A 16,336-nucleotide genomic window follows, 5' to 3' on the forward strand; every position below is an offset into this window, starting at 1 on the left:
AGAATTGCGTGTTAAAACAGACAATTGGAATGGTTCTCCACATCACCGATGTCGGAATGTTTCAGGTGTCGATTTGAGGCTTACATAAATGGAACGCTCGACTATCGTCCGGGTGCATGAGGGGCTGCATGCGCGCCCTGCAACTCGCTTCGTTAAACTGGCCAAGGGTTTTGAGAGTGATATTGAAATCGCCAAGGCCGGAAAAAGCGTAAGCGCCAAAAGCTCCGTCAAGCTGATGCTGCTTGGCGTAAAAGAGCTCGATGAAGTGACCGTTCGTGCCGATGGAGCAGATGCGATTGAAGCCATTGAGGCCCTGATCGGCTATCTGGAAAACCCACAGGCTGGCCTCGAGGAAACCACAACCTCGACCATCCCAGCTCCTGTGGTTACGCCTCAAGCCGAGACCATGCCTCGGTCGGCGATGACGATAACGCTTCCCGCAGGCCAGATAAAAGGCGTAGGGGCGAGCGAAGGTATCTCGTTGGGAACAGCGTTTCCGTTTTTTCCCGAAGAAATCAAACCTTTGGGCCGGAAGCTCGCAGCCTTTGAAATAGACGCGGAGATTGCCCACTTCAAATCGGCAATTGCTACCGTGCAGCAACGCATGGATGCTTCCCTCTCCAGCGACACTCTCGCTGACGCAGACAGGGGCATCATCGCCGCATTAAAAGATATTGCTGCTGATGACAGCCTGACCGAAGAAGCACTTGGGCTTATTCGGGACGGTCTTGATGCAATTTCGGCCATGCTCGCTGCAGCTTCAACTGTAGCCGGGCAATTTGCGGCACTCGATGATCCATATCTCAACGCACGCGCGGATGATGTTCACGCTGTCAGCCGTCAGATCTGCCTTGCTCTTCTTGGCAAGGAAGACATCAATCTGGAAGGTCTGCCCGAAGGCTCGGTGCTCATTGCTGAAGATATCGGCGCATGGGATCTGGCGCGCGCACCACTCAAGAAGATCAAAGGCGTTGTTTGCGGCCATGGTGGCGCAACATCGCATGTGGCCATCATCGCACGCACACACGGCATTCCGGCGGTTCTTGGCCTTGGAAGTGCAGTTCAACAACTAAAGAGCGCCAAAACCGTAGCGGTGGACGGCAATTTCGGCATCGTTCATTCCGATCCGGACATGGCTACCCGCACTGAAATCGAAGCGCGCATTTCCAAAGCGTTGCAGGAAAAGCAGGCGCTGGATGCTTACCGTTCCATCACGCCGCGTCGGGCCGACGGAACAATCATCGAAGTCGCAGCCAATATGGGCGCGCTGGAAGAGATTGATGTAGCACTCGAAGCCGGTGCGATGGGTGTCGGACTGTTCCGCACCGAACTTCTCTTCATGAAGCACATTCACCTGCCTTCCGAAGATATGCAGACGGAAACTTATTCGGCACTTCTGAAAGCTTTTGCGCCAAACTCTGTTATTGTGCGCACGCTGGACATCGGTGGTGACAAGCCGATTGCCGGTATCGAATTTCCCGACGAAGAGAACCCCTTCCTCGGCTGGCGTGGTATCCGCATGTGCCTGGACCGCCTGGATGTGTTCAAACCGCAGTTGCGTGCGCTGTTGCGCGCAGCGGTTAACGGCAATCTCAAGGTGATGTTGCCAATGGTTTCGGATGTTGAAGAAATCCGTGCAACCAGACGTCTCATTGCGGAATGCATCACTGAGCTCAAAATCGAAGGCAAGCCCTTTGCCGAGTTTGACCTCGGTGTGATGATCGAAACTCCTGCGGCTGTTTTCTCGGCCCGCGAACTTGCAAAAGAAGCAGCCTTCTTCTCCATCGGCACCAACGACCTGACGCAATATGTAATGGCTGCGGATCGGCTCAACCCGACCGTTGCGAAGCTCAACGACGTAAGCCATCCGGCTGTAATGGCTGCAATCGAGATGACTGCAAAGGCGGGGACAGAAGCAGGCATCATGGTCGGCATGTGCGGCGAGGCAGCAGGCAAGCCGGAACTCATCGGCGAGTTCCTGCGTATGGGCCTGACCGAACTCAGCATGAGCCCGGCTTCAATTCCCCGCACAAAAAAGCTGATCGCAGGCATGTTTGGAAATTAAATCTCGTCTGCAATGCACCTACTCAAGGCCCGGATCTGACTATCCGGGCTTTCTCCTTACGGAAGATGAGCAATTAAGGTCTGAAACAATCTTTCGAGCTGTGCCTGATCGCGATCCTCTGCCGCCTGTATGAGACGATCATGTCGCGCATCCAGTGCAAGAATGGCACTTTCCAAAGGATCGACGCCTGCCAGATCGGCCGCTTTTGCAGTAGCCAGACCACAGGCAACACCGGCTGCCGCAAAACAGGTCGTTTCAAATTTGTGCAGAGCCTGTGGGTCACAATGACCGTCCATCGAGATAAACCGCACAGGCCTTTCGCCAAGCAGTTCCAGAAAAATAACCGTCACGACGTTGGAAGTTGCCGCGATTTTCGTCTCACCTGCCTCTGTAGAAAACACGCTCTTCAGCAACGAGCCATGCTTTTGCACCATTCTGGCATGGACCGTTACGAATGCAGCTTCCTGGATCAGCACATTCTGCAACTGATGACGACGGAGCACTTCCTTCGTGAGATAATACATATCCTTACGAAAAGCGCGTGCTCCCTCGGCGCCAGCGCCGAAATAAACCGACAGGCTTTTTACATGCGGCGCGCTGTTATGCACATTTGGGTTCGACGAAATCAGTGAAATCGAAATTGTTTCAGCCGTCGTCAGCGCCTTGTCCATCATGCTCGCCGCATGTCCCAGCAACAATTCTGGCGATACGATTTCGCCAGGACGCACCGCCGACCGCTCGCCCTGCAAACTTTCATGGCGATTGCGACGAATCATGTATCGAACCTCGCGCAGGCGGTCCTTCAGATTGACAGCAATTTCTTCCGAAAGAGTGCGTAACATATTCATTTTCCTTAACTACAGCGCCATCAAAACAGGATGCACCAAGCACATGAATTATTGTTTGCCTTCGCGTGGAAAAGCAATAGTTTCGGTGTAAGAACAGCGTTTCTATAGTGCAATAATACGCCATAAATTTGAGGGACAGTTTTGAAAAAAGCCGGTAAGAAGACGCAGAAAAATCCGGAAGCAACGGACCTCATCATTGGATCGGAAGGTGTGGCTGCTGAAAACCGTACAAGCCGGTTGAGAACACGTGCTGCGTGGATGTACTACGTCGAGCAGATGACCCAGAATGACATTGCGGAAGCGCTTGGTGTCGGCCGTGTCACAATCGTTCGCCTTCTTGCCGATGCCCGTGCTCGCAATGAAGTAAAGATTACCATCGAAGGCAAGCTGGCAAGCCTGACATCATTGGAAGTCGAGCTTGAAAAGACGTTCGGTCTTGAGCGCGCCATTGTTGCGCCGCTCTCTTCGCCTGACATTGATCCGATTCCGCCTATCAGTGCGGCAACCGGCGCCTATCTTTCGGAAAAAGTACAGCACGGCATGACGATTGGCGTGGGTTGGGGGCGTACACTTTCCAGCACCCTGCAACATATCGGTGCGCGACCGCTCAATGATTTGAAAGTCATTTCCCTGCTTGGCGGCATCGTGCAGCCGCGCCGTTCAAATCCACCGGAATTCGCCTGGCAGTTTGCGCAGATTTTTCAGGGTGAAGGCTATCTGATCCCCGCCCCTGCTCTGGTCGACAGCAAAGAAACGCGGATCGCTCTTATCGAGCGTTGTGGGTTGAATACTGTCCTGGACATGGCTGACGAACTCGACATGGTTCTGCTCAGCGTCGGTGATATTCAGACCGCGAGCAGTACGTCTTATCGTGTAGGCCTGATCGACGAAGCGCAGAAATTGTCGCTCATCGAAAATGGTGCCGTCGGTGACGTGTTGTTCCACTTTTATGATAAAAGCGGCAAGATCGTTGATGATCCAGTGCATGACCGTGTCATGTCGGCAAAGATTGAGAGCCTCCAGAAAGCGCCGCAGCGTATTCTTACATCAGGCGGCAAGGAGAAGATTGCAGCCCTGCTTGGCGCGATTGAACTTCTGAAGCCGACCGTTCTCATCACCGATGAAGAAAGTGCCGCGCAGATGCTCAAAGACAAAGCACGGTCAGAGTAAGAGCAAAAAGCACATCGTCGCAAAACGATGTGCTTTTTCTTATCGCGCATCAATTGGCAGCGGCTGCGCATTCTTTAAGGATTTGCAGCACCGCAGCGCGTTCTTCGATTTGTGGCATATGTCCGCAACCTGCGAAGATGTGGACGCCCACTTTCCCCGGCAAACCATGAGCATGGGCAACGGGGATGACCCGGTCTTCAGCACCGAAGATAAGCCGCACCGGCATCGCAAGCGTGGCAATGTTTGAACGAACCTCAAAGGTCTGCGTGCCATCTGCAAAGAAGCGGGCACCAATCGCTTCCTGCGTGTTGCGCAGCTCTGTATCAGCCGCCTGAGCGACTGTTGCATTGATGAACAGCTTCGTTAGATGGCTCTCATCGGCGACAAGAAGTTTCAGCCAGGGAACGATGCTGGCTTCGCTTTTTGCGCCGACAAGACCCTTTATAAACGCTCCATTGACCTGTGGGCCCAAGCCTCCTGACGAGATCAGCAATAAGGAACGCACGTCGACAACACCGCGTGTGGCCACGATTGTCGCGACCGCACCGCCGAGCGAATGTCCAGCCAAAAGGCAGGATGTTACGCCAAGGGATGCCAACGTTGTCTCCGCGGCAATGGCAATATCATCAATGCTTTCCGGAACGGCACGTGGTGAATTGCCGTGTCCCGGAAGATCGAGCGCCAGAATTGGATGACCAAGCGATGCACCGGCAAACAATCCGCGCCACGAATTCAGATCAGCCGCAAAGCCGTGAAGCAGGACAATCGGCAGACGGCCTGCTTCTCCCTCGCGCAACCAGACAGCGTTGAGCTGTCCAAGAGCTGATGGTCCGGCATCCCTGTTTGCAAGCGATTTAACCGCCACCGCAGCAACTACAGGCTTTGCGACACCGATATTGCCTTCAATGTCCTTTTTCTGCACACGTCCCTTCGGGCCAGAACCACGAATGGACATCAGATCAATGCCCGCTTCACGCGCAAGGCGGCGGGCGAGCGGCGTTGCCCGAACATCATTGGCTGAACCCGCTTCATCGTCTTGGGAGGACTGGGGTTCAACCTGTTTTGGAGCTACCGGCTCAACAACCGCCTCCACCTGAGCAACAGCGACGGGTTCCTCAACAAGCGGAACCGACTTGCCGTTGCGTACTTCACCTTCAGCGTAAATCCAGGCCACAGCCTGACCAACAGGTACAATAGCCCCTTCAGCCGCACTGATATCCGCGAGAATACCCGATGCCGGTGCATCGACTTCCATCGCCGCCTTGTCGGTCTCAATTTCAAAGAGAAGCTGACCTTTCGTGACAATATCGCCATCCTTGGCGTACCATCGCGAAATCTGCCCCGTCTCCATATCCATATCGACCTTGGGGAGAATGACTTCCACAGCCATGGTCAGCGCACTCCCTTGGCCAGATCACGGGCGCTTTTCAGGATATCAGACACCTGTGGAACGGTCGCGCGTTCAAGATCAGGATTGTAAGGAATTGGCGTTTCGGCCCCACCAAGACGCACAATTGGCGCATCAAGATAGTCGAAGGCATCACTTTCCACCACAATGGCAGATATTTCTGCGCCAATACCAAGGGTCTTTACCGCTTCATAAACGCAAAGAAGCTTCGACGTCTTCTTGACGCTTTTAATGATGGTTTCGCGATCAATCGGACGCACGGTGCGCAGGTCGATCACTTCAACATCAATGCCTTCTTTTGCAAGTTCGGCAGCCGCATCAAGTGCCTTGTTCACCATGATCGCCGTTGCGACGATGGTCAGGTCGCGACCCTCGCGAACCACTTCCGCTTTGCCGATTGGCACGGTGTAGAAGCCTTCAGGAACCGGACCTTTGGTTTTATAAAGCAGCTTGTGCTCGAAAATCATAACCGGATCGGGATCTTCAACGGCTGCAAGCAACATGCCCTTGGCGTCATAAGGTGTCGCAGGTTGCAAAACTTTGAGACCCGGCACATGGCCAAGCCATGCCTCAAGGCTCTGGCTGTGCTGCGCCGCGGCACCCGTTCCCGACCCTGCCGGAAACCGCATGACAAGCGGCACCGAAACTGCACCACCAAGCATGTACCGAATTTTTGCGGCCTGATTGACGATCTGTTCCATCGCCAGAGCGGCAAAGTCGGAAAACTGGAACTCAAAGATCGGGCGCATACCGGTCAGTGCTGCACCGACAGCAACACCTGCACCGCCCAGTTCCGAAATCGGCGTATCCATGACCCGGTCTTCACCGAAGCGATGCACCAGATCACCAGTCACCTGAAATGCGCCGCCATAGACGCCAATATCTTCGCCCATCAGAAATACGCGGTCGTCGCGCTCCATGGCAATTGCCATAGCTTCCTGGATAGCTTGCGAATAGCTCAACTCACGGATTGTCGTGTCCATGTTCAAATATCGTCCGTGTAAACGTCGCGGGTCAGGTTGGTCAGATCGGGTGCCGGGCTATTCTTGGCAAACTCAATCGCCTCGGCGATTTCCTTCTCTACCTCGGCACGGATCGCCTCGATCTCGGCATCGTTGATGAAGCCATAGGCTTTCAAATCCGTCTCAAAATGCGCGATTGGGTCGCGATCATTCTGCCAATGTTCAATTTCTTCCTTGGTGCGATAGCGGTTGCGATCGCTCTTGGAATGACCACGAATGCGATACGTCTTGCTTTCAATCAGCGTTGGTCCATCGCCGCGCCGTGCGCGTTCGGTGGCTTCATGCACAGCTTCCGCCACTTCCGACAGATTGTTACCATCGACGATCACGCCGGGCATACTGTAGGCCGAGGCGCGGTCTGCAACATTGGCAACCGCTGTCGAGCGCTTGGTGGAGGTGGACATGCCGTAACCGTTGTTTTCACAAACGAAAACAACAGGAAGCTTCCAGACGGAGGCCATGTTGAGAGCTTCGTGGAAAGCGCCTTCATTATTCGCACCGTCCCCGAAGAACGACACGACAACCTTGCCGTTTTTCTGCTTCTTGGCGGAAAGTGCAGCACCGACCGCAATCGGGATACCGCCACCGACAATACCGTTCGCACCAAGGTTTCCCCTGGAAACATCAGCGATGTGCATCGAGCCGCCACGGCCTTTGCAATAGCCTGTTTCCTTGCCGAAAAACTCCGCAAACATGCGTTTCACGTCTGCACCCTTGGCGATGCAATGACCGTGGCCGCGATGGGTCGATGTGATCATGTCATCGTCGTTGAGTGGCAGGCACGTTCCCATCGCGCTCGCTTCCTGCCCGATGGAAAGATGCATCGTTCCATGAATAAGACCGCGCGTGTAGCTTTCTTCCGCGCCTTCTTCAAAGCGGCGGATGAGATACATTTTATGCAGTGCTTCTTTTAGCTGTTCCGGCGAATAAGTACGGAAGGCATAAGGCAAGTTGTGACGGTCGCCTGAATCCTGCGGTTCGACTTTTTTGGCTTGAACCATGATGTTTTGTCCTCACGCTCCGTAAACGAGCTTGTCTTGACGCGCGCGCAATTCGGCAATCTTCGAACCGGGAGCCACAGCCGCATTATCGTAAGTGATCAGCTCACCCTTCTTGATCGGCTTGGTTACGCTGCCACCCTGCAGAAGCCCGCAAGGGATCGCGTGTGCGCTACGCGCCTCGCCTGAAGTCATGATCCATGCGCGGTAGCAATATTCGCCAATCGCATCGAGCTTTTCGCCCGGCTGCATGTCCTTCTTTGCAACCGCAGCCACTTCTGCGACGGGCTTTGAAAGCGGAACCATGTCAGGCTTGCCGTAAAGAACAACGCGGGCGCAGGTGAGCGGCACTTCGAGAGATGTCAGGTGATACGGGCGATGGAAGGTGAAATATGGACCCTTGCCCATCTTCAGGTCTTCCATACGCTCGGAAATGCGCGGATGAGACATGTCGGCAACGACGAATACGCCAGGTGCTACGCCTTTACCGATCGAATAATCAACTACACCAACCTTGGACAGCACGCCGCCATCCTTTTCAGGGATCAACGTCTTGTTGAGTTGGTCGAGCGTTGCGGCAGGTCCGTGCATCCCAGCCTTATCCGGCACAAGACCTGTAGCGTTGGCAATAGCGGCCATCTCAACCATGGTTTTCGAGCCATCGACGAATTCCACCAACATGCGCACGTTCATATTACGGCGCGTGGCTTCTTCCGCATATTCGTCAGGAATAGCATCGATATTGAGTGGATTGTTCTTGCCCTTGCCTGCGGCCACAATCGGGTGCCCCATGGCAGTCACGAATTCGATCAGCTCCATGCAGGATGATGGTTCATCGCCAGCACCCAGCGAATAGGTGACGCCAAGACGTTCGGCTTCTGCTTTCAGATAAGCGCCGATTGTCACGTCTGCTTCGACATTCATCATGACCAGATGCTTGCCGTGCTCCATGGCGCGAAGGCCAATCTCGGCACCGACAGCCGGAACGCCCGTTGCATCGATCACAACATCGATAAGATCGTTTTCGAGGATCAGATTGGCGTTGTCCGTTACGGCAACCTTATGCGCCTCCATGGCGGCGGTCAGATCGGAGGCGGTCGAAACCTCACGGCCATGACCTTCTTCCTGAAAAGCAATATCGACTGCCTTCAGGGCATTGGGAACGCGCAATTCAGAAATAGCACCAACTTCGATACCTGGCATATGCGCAACGCGTGTGACGATATCCGTGCCCATTTCACCTGAGCCAATCAGTCCGATGCGGATTGGTCGCCCACTATCGGCCCGCGCCTGCATATCACGCGCCAGACCTGTCAACGCCACGTTGGTTGCCATCGTTTCCTCCTGAACGTCCCTGCAAAAATTGTCGCAGTCTCCTCTGATACCCTACCGATTAATGAACATTTGTTTCTAAGTCAATACCAGTGTTCATTTCAGATTCAGTCGAGCGCGTCCTTTAAATGCCATCTTGTTATTCAACTTTGGTTTGCTATAGAATACAAATGTTCTGCCGTTTCGCACAATTCACATTTTGAAACGTCGATACGTGCGAGCTAATAATGGCGTTCTGTTAGCTCGGCGCACTTTGGGAGTGTTCCGGGGGGAGGAGAAATAAATGGACGCATTTCTGAGTGGACTGAAAACGGCAGTCGACACACTTGGGGCAACAGTTCTGTTGCCTGTCGTGATCTTCATTATTGCAGTGGTACTTGGCGCAAAGGTGGGCAAAGCCTTCCGTGCGGCCATCACCATCGGCGTCGCTTTCATCGGTATTAATCTGGTGCTTGGCCTCATGTTCACCTCAATCGGTGAAGTGGCTCAGGCAATCGTCACCAACACGGGCATCAAGCGCGATATTGTTGATGTTGGCTGGCCTTCCGCTGCTGCAATCGCCTTTGGCTCATCCGTGGGCCTGTGGGTTATTCCGGTTGGCATTCTCGTCAACATTGTGCTGCTGCTCCTTCGCTGGACGCGCACGCTCAATGTGGACGTCTGGAACTTCTGGCACTTTGCTTTCGTCGGCTCACTGGTTGTCGCTGCGACCGATAACCTCGCTTATGGCATCATCGTTGCAGCACTTGTTGCGGCACTGTCACTGCTGTTTGCAGACTGGTCGGCGCGCGCTGTTCAACAGTTCTATGGCGTTCCCGGCGTTTCCGTGCCGCATCTGGCCTCGGCACAGATTCTGCCGATTGCTATCGTGCTCAACTGGATCATGGATTGCATTCCCGGCATCAACAAGATCAACATCAGCACCGAAACCATCGAACGTCGCTTCGGTGTATTCGGCGAGCCGGTCGTGCTCGGCCTGATCATCGGCTTGGTGCTTGGTCTTATTGCATTTTATAATGCAGGGGATTTCGGCACGATTCTCGCCAAGGTTCTCGGCACGGGTATGACTCTTGCAGCCGTTATGCTGCTTCTGCCGCGCATGGTCAAAATCCTGATGGAAGGCCTGCTGCCGGTTTCGGACGCTGCACAGGAATTTGTGCGCAAGCGTACAGGTGACCGCGAACTTCTCGTTGGCCTCGACTCGGCAATCCTTATCGGACATCCAGCCGCGATCTCGTCATCGCTCATTCTGGTGCCGATCGCGATCATTCTTTCGGTCATTCTGCCAGGCAACCGCGTAATCTTGTTCGCCGATCTTGCCGTCATTCCGTTCATCGTTGCCATGACGGCACCGCTTCTGAAAGGAAACGTGTTCCGCATGGTCGTCGTCGGAACCATCACGCTGGCCATCGGTTTCTATGTCGCCAATGCGCTTGCACCACTGTTCACGAGTGCTGCGGTATCATCCGGCTTCAAACTGCCTGAGAACGCCTTGCAGATTACCTCGGTAGTCGATGGATTCCTGTGGGTGCCGTACATCATCATCTCTGCCATCCAGTGGCTTGGTGCTATTGGTATCGCCGTGATTGCCGTTGTTATTGCAGCACTTTTTATGCTCTATCGTCGCAATACGCAGGCATGGGAACGCGCTGCCGGTGCTGAGGACGAACCTGCAGACGAGGTTACCGCCTAAGGGTGGAATGATCGCTGCATGAAATATAAGTCGCACGTCGAAATCGGCGTGCGACTTCTTTAAACGGAGAATGGAATGGCTGCTGGTCTGATTGATTTTCTCGACCCACAAGCGATCGAGCTTCAGAGCGAAGCAAAAACCAATGAAGAAATCATCCGGATTCTAGCGGGAAAGCTGGAAAAGCTTGGCTATGTGAAGCCAAGCTATGCCGATGCTGTCGTCAGCCGCGAGCTGTCAATGCCGACCGGATTGCCGCTTGAGCGCGACGAGAATGTTGCCGTACCGCATACAGATCCCGAGCATGTGCTCAAGGCCGGCATCGCCTTTGCCACGCTGAAGTCGCCAGTTGAATTTGCCAATATGGAAGATCCCGAAGAAGCTGTTTCCGTAGGGTACGTCTTTCTGCTTGCCATCAATGACAAGGACAAACAGATTGAGACCTTGCAGCAGATCATGGTGACCATTCAGGATGCCGATGCACTCGACAAGTTGAAGGCAGCGCGCACGCTTGAGGACATTCAAGCCGCACTGCAATAAACACACCCCATCCGACAGGCTCAAGTCTACAACTGAATTCGAGACAAGAAAAATACCACATTCGCGCGTTTCGTTAAATGCACGAACATTGGAGGAAACCATGGCTAGAATGAAAACAATTCTCTTCGCTTGCGGCACAGGTGTAGCGACATCTACAGCAGTGAATGCAACCGTGACCGAAGAAATGAAAAAACGCGGGCTTACCTTCAATGCTCAGCAGGCGAAAGCAACCGAAGTTGCGTCGCTGGCCGACAACGTGGATTTCATCGTTTCCACCACACCTATTTCGGCTTCGGTGACCAAGCTCGTCATCAAGGGCCTACCCTTCCTGACCGGCATTGGCAAGGATCAGGTTCTCGACCAGATCGAAGCGGAATTGCGCAAATAAGCTCTGCCAGCAGGTCCAAAGGCAATTCTGCTAGCGTACCACTCGTCGCAATTGATCTGAGATTTGAGTGAACGCTCTTTTACGAGAGTTTGCCTCGATAGGCTGACCGGAACGGGGCAAGTGCTGCCCCGTCAATCTTCCACGTGATTACATAACAGCGGTCACTCAGATAAACTTGCCGAGCTTTTCCGCCGCTTGTCGCAGATCATCAAGATGGGTAAGCCCCTGTTCTAGGGACAGCCGTTGGGTCGGCGCGTGGAACGACAGCGTCGCGCAAAAATTTTGCCGCGCATCCATGACAGGCACGGCAACTGCAATCATGCCTTCAACGAGCTCTTCCTGATCTGTTGCGAACCCACGCACCCTCACAAGCTCGATTTCCTCGCGAAGCATCGTCGTATCGACAATCGTCTTGCTGGTGAAGGACTGCTTGTCTCCGGTGAAGAGATAGCGTTCGAACGCTTCCTCCGAAAGCAGACTGAGCGTGACTTTTCCCGCTGCAGTGGCGTGGAGTGGCACCCGCGAGCCAATATGGAGCGCGATGCGCAGCGGCCACTGCGTTTCGACACGATCAACATAAATCATCGCATCATTGTCGGGAACAGCCAGATTGCATGTTTCGCCGATCTGCTGATTGAGCCAGACCAGAACATTTCTGCTCGGAAGACTGCTCAGCGAAGCATGCATGGCTCCAATTGCCATCTCGCGGAAGCGAGCTCCTGGCAGATAACTTTTCCCATCAATGTTCTTGGCGAGAAAACCCTGCTCTTCAAGATAGGAAAGCAGGCGGTGAACTGTCGGCTTGGGTAGTTTGAGTTCATCAATGAATTCGGCAGGCGTCATCGCGCGTCTTTGACGGCCTAGCAATTCAAGAATCTGCAGGTTTCTTATACTTGGACTGGCAATCAGGCTCTTGGGTTCATTTTTCATGAAAACACTGCGTCACACTGAGATTTCCCGTGGTTTACCTCACCTGCCACACGTATCCAAGAGAATTTAATATCCGGCAATTTCAAGGCATTGATATTTTTTGAGACATAACGTCTCAAAAAATAATTGACTCTTACGCGTTTTACGCCAAGGCTAAAGACATCGCGATCCACAGGAGGAGTGTGGATCGCGCCATAACCGTCAAAACGCAGGAGGGCGTCATGTCGGATACAACTGTGGATGCTGTGAGGAGCAGCAGCCAGAATAACGATGTCAGGAAAGTGGTCTTTGCCAGCCTGATCGGCTCTACCATCGAGTGGTATGATTTTTTTCTCTATGGTGTGGTGGCAGGCATCGTCTTCAACCACCTATATTTTCCATCGGAGAACGAAACCATTTCCGTCATGCTGGCCTACGCGACATTTGCAGTAGGTTTTGTCGCCCGACCCTTGGGCGGACTTGTCTTCGGTCATTTCGGGGACCGTATCGGCCGGAAGGCGATGCTGATCGTCAGCTTGCTGATGATGGGTGGCGCTACTGTCGCCATCGGGCTCTTGCCCGGCTATCAAACTATCGGTCTGATGGCCCCTGTGGCGCTTTTGTTCCTTCGCATACTTCAAGGCATTGGCATTGGGGGCGAGTGGGGCGGCGCAGTACTGATGGCTTACGAATATGCGCCCAAGGACAAGCGTGGATTCTACGCTTCCCTGCCGCAGATCGGCTTGTCTCTGGGATTGTTCCTGTCGTCTGGCGTCATGGCGCTCTTGTCGCTTTTGCCTGACGATCAGTTCATGGCATGGGGCTGGCGCGCAGCCTTCATCGGATCAATCGTCCTGGTATTCCTGGGGACATGGGTCCGTTCGAACATTCACGAAAGCCCCGAATTCGAAAAGGCCAAGGCCGCATCTCGCGGTCGGGATCAGGGCCTGCCCTTTACCGACATGATCAAGCGCTATCCGGGTAACGTCATTCTCGGCATGGGTGCCCGCTATATCGACGGCGTGTTCTTCAATATCTTTGCCGTTTTCTCGATCCTGTATCTGACCCGTTTTGCCGGGCTTGACCGTACGACAGCATTGTGGACGGTCTGCGCCGCCGCCGTGGTCATGGTAGCTTTCATTCCTCTGTTCGGGCATCTGTCCGACCGGATCGGACGCCCCGTCACCTATGCATGGGGATCATTGCTATTGGGTTTGAGCGTTTTCCCGGCTTTCTGGCTCATGTCGACCGGCGAGCCCGTGCTGATCATTCTGGGTGTCGTACTGCCCTTCGGCATCATCTACCCCATGTGCTACGGGCCGGAAGCAGCTCTGTTTGCAGACCTGTTCGATCCGACTGTCAGATATACCGGCATATCCTTCGTCTATCAGTTCTCGGGCATCATAGCTTCAGGTCTGACCCCGATGATTGCCACCTATCTGATGTCCATCAACAACAACGATCCTTTCTGGGTATGCGTCTACGTGGTGTTTGCGGCTGCGGTGTCCTTGGCATCCGCTGTTGCAATCGAGCGCAGACGAAAACGGCTCTAGTGGAACCAGCGGGCTGTAGTGGCAGCAAGACAAGGATCCGTTTCCATCGCGCGACGCGGATCCTGTCAGGAGGAAGTTCTTTATGAATGAAGTGGCAGATTACATCATAGTTGGAGCTGGCTCGGCTGGTTGCATCGCTGCCAACAGGATCAGTGCGGACCCTTCGGTCACCGTTCACCTGCTGGAAGCCGGCCGCAAGGACAGCAATCCGTGGATTCACGTTCCGGTTGGCTATTTTCGCACCATGCACGATCCCAACTATGACTGGTGTTATCAGACAGAACCGGATTCAGGATTAAACGGGCGCAGCCTGAACTGGCCCAGAGGCAAAGTGCTTGGCGGCTCATCCTCGCTCAACGGTCTGCTTTACGTGCGCGGCCAGAAAGAGGATTATGATCGCTGGGCACAGTTCGGCAATTCCGGCTGGTCCTGGCAGGATGTGGCCCCCATTTTCGAGAGTTTCGAAACGTTTCATCGCCCCGCAGCAGCAGATCGTGGCACCACGGGTGAGTTGCAGGTGTCGGACCCGCGCCTGAAGCGGGCAATCTGCGAAAAATGGATCGAAGCGGCCCGTGCCAATGGCTACGATTACAACCCCGACTATAATGGGGCAACGCAGGAGGGCGTGGGGCATTTTCAGTTGACCATGCACAAAGGACGCAGATGTTCATCCGCGGCCGCATTCTTGCGCCCAATCCGTCATCGAGAAAATCTGACCGTCGAAACCGATGCCCATATCATGCGTGTCGTCATCCAGAACGGTCGTGCGACAGGCGTAGAGTATCGGCGCCCCGACGGCACCTGCCACACGATTCATGCCAGACGTGAGGTCATCTTGAGCGCTGGAGCAATCGGCTCGCCGCAGATACTCATGCTGTCCGGTATCGGCCCGGCTAAACAACTTGCTGCCCACGGTATTGCTGTGCATCACGACGCGCCGGAAGTGGGCCAGAACCTGCAGGATCATCTGCAGGCTCGACTGGTTTTCAAATGCAACGAGCCGACACTCAATGATGAAGTTCGCAGTCTCTTCAAGAAGGCTGCCATCGGTCTTGAATATGCGCTGTTTCGAACCGGCCCCATGACAATGGCCGCCAGTCTGGTCTTCGGATTTGTCAAAACGCGACCTGAACTTGCCACGCCAGATATTCAGTTTCACATCCAGCCATGGTCGGCAGACAGCCCCGGCGAAGGTGTGCATCCCTTCTCCGCCTTTACCCAGTCTGTGTGCCAGTTGCGGCCGGAAAGCCGTGGAACGGTCGCCTTGCGTTCGAGCAACCCGTTCGACCATCCAGTCATTCAACCCAACTATCTGGCGACGAGACACGACCAGCAGACATTGGTCGAGGGAATTCGCATCGCGCGCCGCATTGCCCGGACTGAACCTCTCAAATCGGCAATTGCGCAGGAATTTCGACCGACCGCTGATCTGGATGGTGATAACGAGTTGCTTGATTGGGCGCGAAGCAATTCCACCACGATCTATCATCCAACCGGCACCTGCCGGATGGGCGTCGATGAACGCGCTGTTGTCGATCACCGCCTGCGTGTTCGCGGCATTGAAGGTCTGCGCGTCGCGGACTGCTCGATCATGCCGGAAATCGTCTCCGGCAACACAAATGCACCGGCAATGATGATCGGCGCGAAACTGGCCCAGATGGTCCTTGAAGACAGGAAAAGCGCGTTAACGGCTCAGAATGCCCTCGCGTCAACCTATGAAAAAGTAGCTTAGGAGAATTCACTGCCATGAAAATGACGACGGAAGAAGCGTTTGTTAAGGTTCTGCAGATGCATGGGATAGAGCATGCATTCGGGATCATCGGTTCGGCGATGATGCCGGTTTCGGATCTGTTTCCGAAGGCAGGCATTACGTTTTGGGATTGCGCGCATGAGACGAATGCGGCGCTGATCTGCGACGGCTATACGCGTGTGACCGGCAAGATGGGCATGGCGATTGCCCAGAACGGTCCGGGCGTGACCGGCTTCGTCACCGCCATCAAGACCGCCTACTGGAACCACACGCCGATGCTGCTGGTCACGCCGCAGGCTGCCAACAAGACCATCGGTCAGGGCGGCTTTCAGGAAGTGGAACAGATGGCGCTGTTCGAGGAGATGGTCTGCTATCAGGAAGAAGTGCGCGATGCGACCCGCATTCCCGAAGTACTGAACCGGGTGATCGAAAAGGCATGGCGCGGTTGCGCACCGGCACAGATCAACGTTCCGCGTGATTTCTGGACGCAGGTGATCGATGTCGACCTGCCGCAGATCGTGCGGCTGGAACGCCCGAGCGGCGGACGCGACGCCATTGCCGAGGCTGCAAAGCTTCTGACGGAAGCAAAGTTCCCGGTCATCCTCAACGGCGCAGGTGTCGTCATCGGTGGCGCGATCCCGGAATCCATCGCGCTTGCCGAAA

At 54.5% G+C, this 16,336-nt stretch carries 14 protein-coding genes; 8 read left to right on the forward strand and 6 right to left on the reverse strand.

Going from position 1 to position 16,336, the window contains the following annotated elements; genetic code table 11:
- Window positions 1-88: 88 nt before the first annotated feature.
- Window positions 89-2,065 (forward strand): phosphoenolpyruvate--protein phosphotransferase, encoded by a 1,977-nt coding sequence (gene ptsP / locus ACYSN1_RS11935; protein WP_461725843.1) that lies wholly within the window; start codon window positions 89-91, stop codon window positions 2,063-2,065.
- A 56-nt stretch (window positions 2,066-2,121) separates the two neighbouring features.
- Here the strand turns inward: ptsP and ACYSN1_RS11940 are convergent, their stop codons facing one another.
- Complete coding sequence (locus ACYSN1_RS11940; protein ID WP_461725844.1) at window positions 2,122-2,907, reverse strand: hypothetical protein; 786 nt, start codon at window positions 2,905-2,907, stop codon at window positions 2,122-2,124.
- 147 nt (window positions 2,908-3,054) lie between these two features.
- Between ACYSN1_RS11940 and ACYSN1_RS11945 the strand changes: the two genes are divergently transcribed.
- The gene (locus ACYSN1_RS11945) at window positions 3,055-4,083 is read left to right on the forward strand and encodes a sugar-binding transcriptional regulator (RefSeq protein ID WP_461725845.1); all 1,029 of its coding nucleotides are present in this window, start codon (window positions 3,055-3,057) and stop codon (window positions 4,081-4,083) included.
- 49 nt (window positions 4,084-4,132) lie between these two features.
- On the opposite strand, the gene ACYSN1_RS11950 is transcribed toward ACYSN1_RS11945, so the two are convergent.
- The 4 genes from ACYSN1_RS11950 to ACYSN1_RS11965 are packed head-to-tail and all read right to left on the reverse strand — an operon-like array spanning window position 4,133 to window position 8,846.
- Window positions 4,133-5,473, reverse strand: a complete 1,341-nt coding sequence (locus tag ACYSN1_RS11950; protein ID WP_461725846.1) for an acetoin dehydrogenase dihydrolipoyllysine-residue acetyltransferase subunit — start codon at window positions 5,471-5,473, stop codon at window positions 4,133-4,135.
- Window positions 5,474-5,475: 2 nt separating this feature from the next.
- On the reverse strand, window positions 5,476-6,474 hold the full coding sequence (locus ACYSN1_RS11955; RefSeq protein WP_461725847.1) for an alpha-ketoacid dehydrogenase subunit beta: 999 nt from the start codon (window positions 6,472-6,474) through the stop codon (window positions 5,476-5,478).
- A 2-nt stretch (window positions 6,475-6,476) separates the two neighbouring features.
- On the reverse strand, window positions 6,477-7,514 hold the full coding sequence (locus ACYSN1_RS11960; protein ID WP_461725848.1) for a thiamine pyrophosphate-dependent dehydrogenase E1 component subunit alpha: 1,038 nt from the start codon (window positions 7,512-7,514) through the stop codon (window positions 6,477-6,479).
- Window positions 7,515-7,526: 12 nt separating this feature from the next.
- Complete coding sequence (locus ACYSN1_RS11965; RefSeq protein ID WP_461725849.1) at window positions 7,527-8,846, reverse strand: NAD(P)H-dependent oxidoreductase; 1,320 nt, start codon at window positions 8,844-8,846, stop codon at window positions 7,527-7,529.
- A gap of 280 nt (window positions 8,847-9,126) precedes the next feature.
- On the opposite strand from ACYSN1_RS11965, the gene ACYSN1_RS11970 reads away from it, so the two are divergent.
- The 3 genes from ACYSN1_RS11970 (at window position 9,127) to ACYSN1_RS11980 (ending at window position 11,461) form a co-directional block, all read left to right on the forward strand.
- A complete protein-coding gene (locus tag ACYSN1_RS11970) occupies window positions 9,127-10,536 on the forward strand; it encodes a PTS galactitol transporter subunit IIC (RefSeq protein ID WP_461725850.1) in 1,410 nt (469 codons plus the stop codon).
- A 75-nt stretch (window positions 10,537-10,611) separates the two neighbouring features.
- The gene (locus ACYSN1_RS11975; RefSeq protein WP_461725851.1) at window positions 10,612-11,073 is read left to right on the forward strand and encodes a PTS sugar transporter subunit IIA; all 462 of its coding nucleotides are present in this window, start codon (window positions 10,612-10,614) and stop codon (window positions 11,071-11,073) included.
- 100 nt (window positions 11,074-11,173) lie between these two features.
- Entirely contained in the window at window positions 11,174-11,461 is a 288-nt protein-coding gene (locus ACYSN1_RS11980) for a PTS sugar transporter subunit IIB (protein WP_140023104.1), read from the forward strand.
- Window positions 11,462-11,626: 165 nt separating this feature from the next.
- On the opposite strand, the gene ACYSN1_RS11985 is transcribed toward ACYSN1_RS11980, so the two are convergent.
- Window positions 11,627-12,391, reverse strand: coding sequence for an IclR family transcriptional regulator (locus ACYSN1_RS11985; protein WP_461725852.1), 765 nt, complete (start codon window positions 12,389-12,391; stop codon window positions 11,627-11,629).
- 221 nt (window positions 12,392-12,612) lie between these two features.
- Here ACYSN1_RS11985 and ACYSN1_RS11990 point away from each other — a divergent pair, with 221 nt between their 5' ends.
- The 3 genes from ACYSN1_RS11990 to ACYSN1_RS12000 form a co-directional block, all read left to right on the forward strand.
- Window positions 12,613-13,923: an MFS transporter gene (locus ACYSN1_RS11990; protein WP_461725853.1), complete on the forward strand. Its 1,311-nt coding sequence runs from the start codon at window positions 12,613-12,615 to the stop codon at window positions 13,921-13,923.
- Between the two features lie 82 nt (window positions 13,924-14,005).
- Window positions 14,006-15,655 (forward strand): GMC family oxidoreductase, encoded by a 1,650-nt coding sequence (locus ACYSN1_RS11995; protein ID WP_461725854.1) that lies wholly within the window; start codon window positions 14,006-14,008, stop codon window positions 15,653-15,655.
- A gap of 14 nt (window positions 15,656-15,669) precedes the next feature.
- Window positions 15,670-16,336, forward strand: a 667-nt coding sequence (locus ACYSN1_RS12000) for a thiamine pyrophosphate-binding protein (RefSeq protein ID WP_461725309.1), incomplete at its 3' end; no start/stop codon positions are given.

The sequence above is a fragment of the Brucella sp. LJL56 genome, from assembly GCF_054871705.1.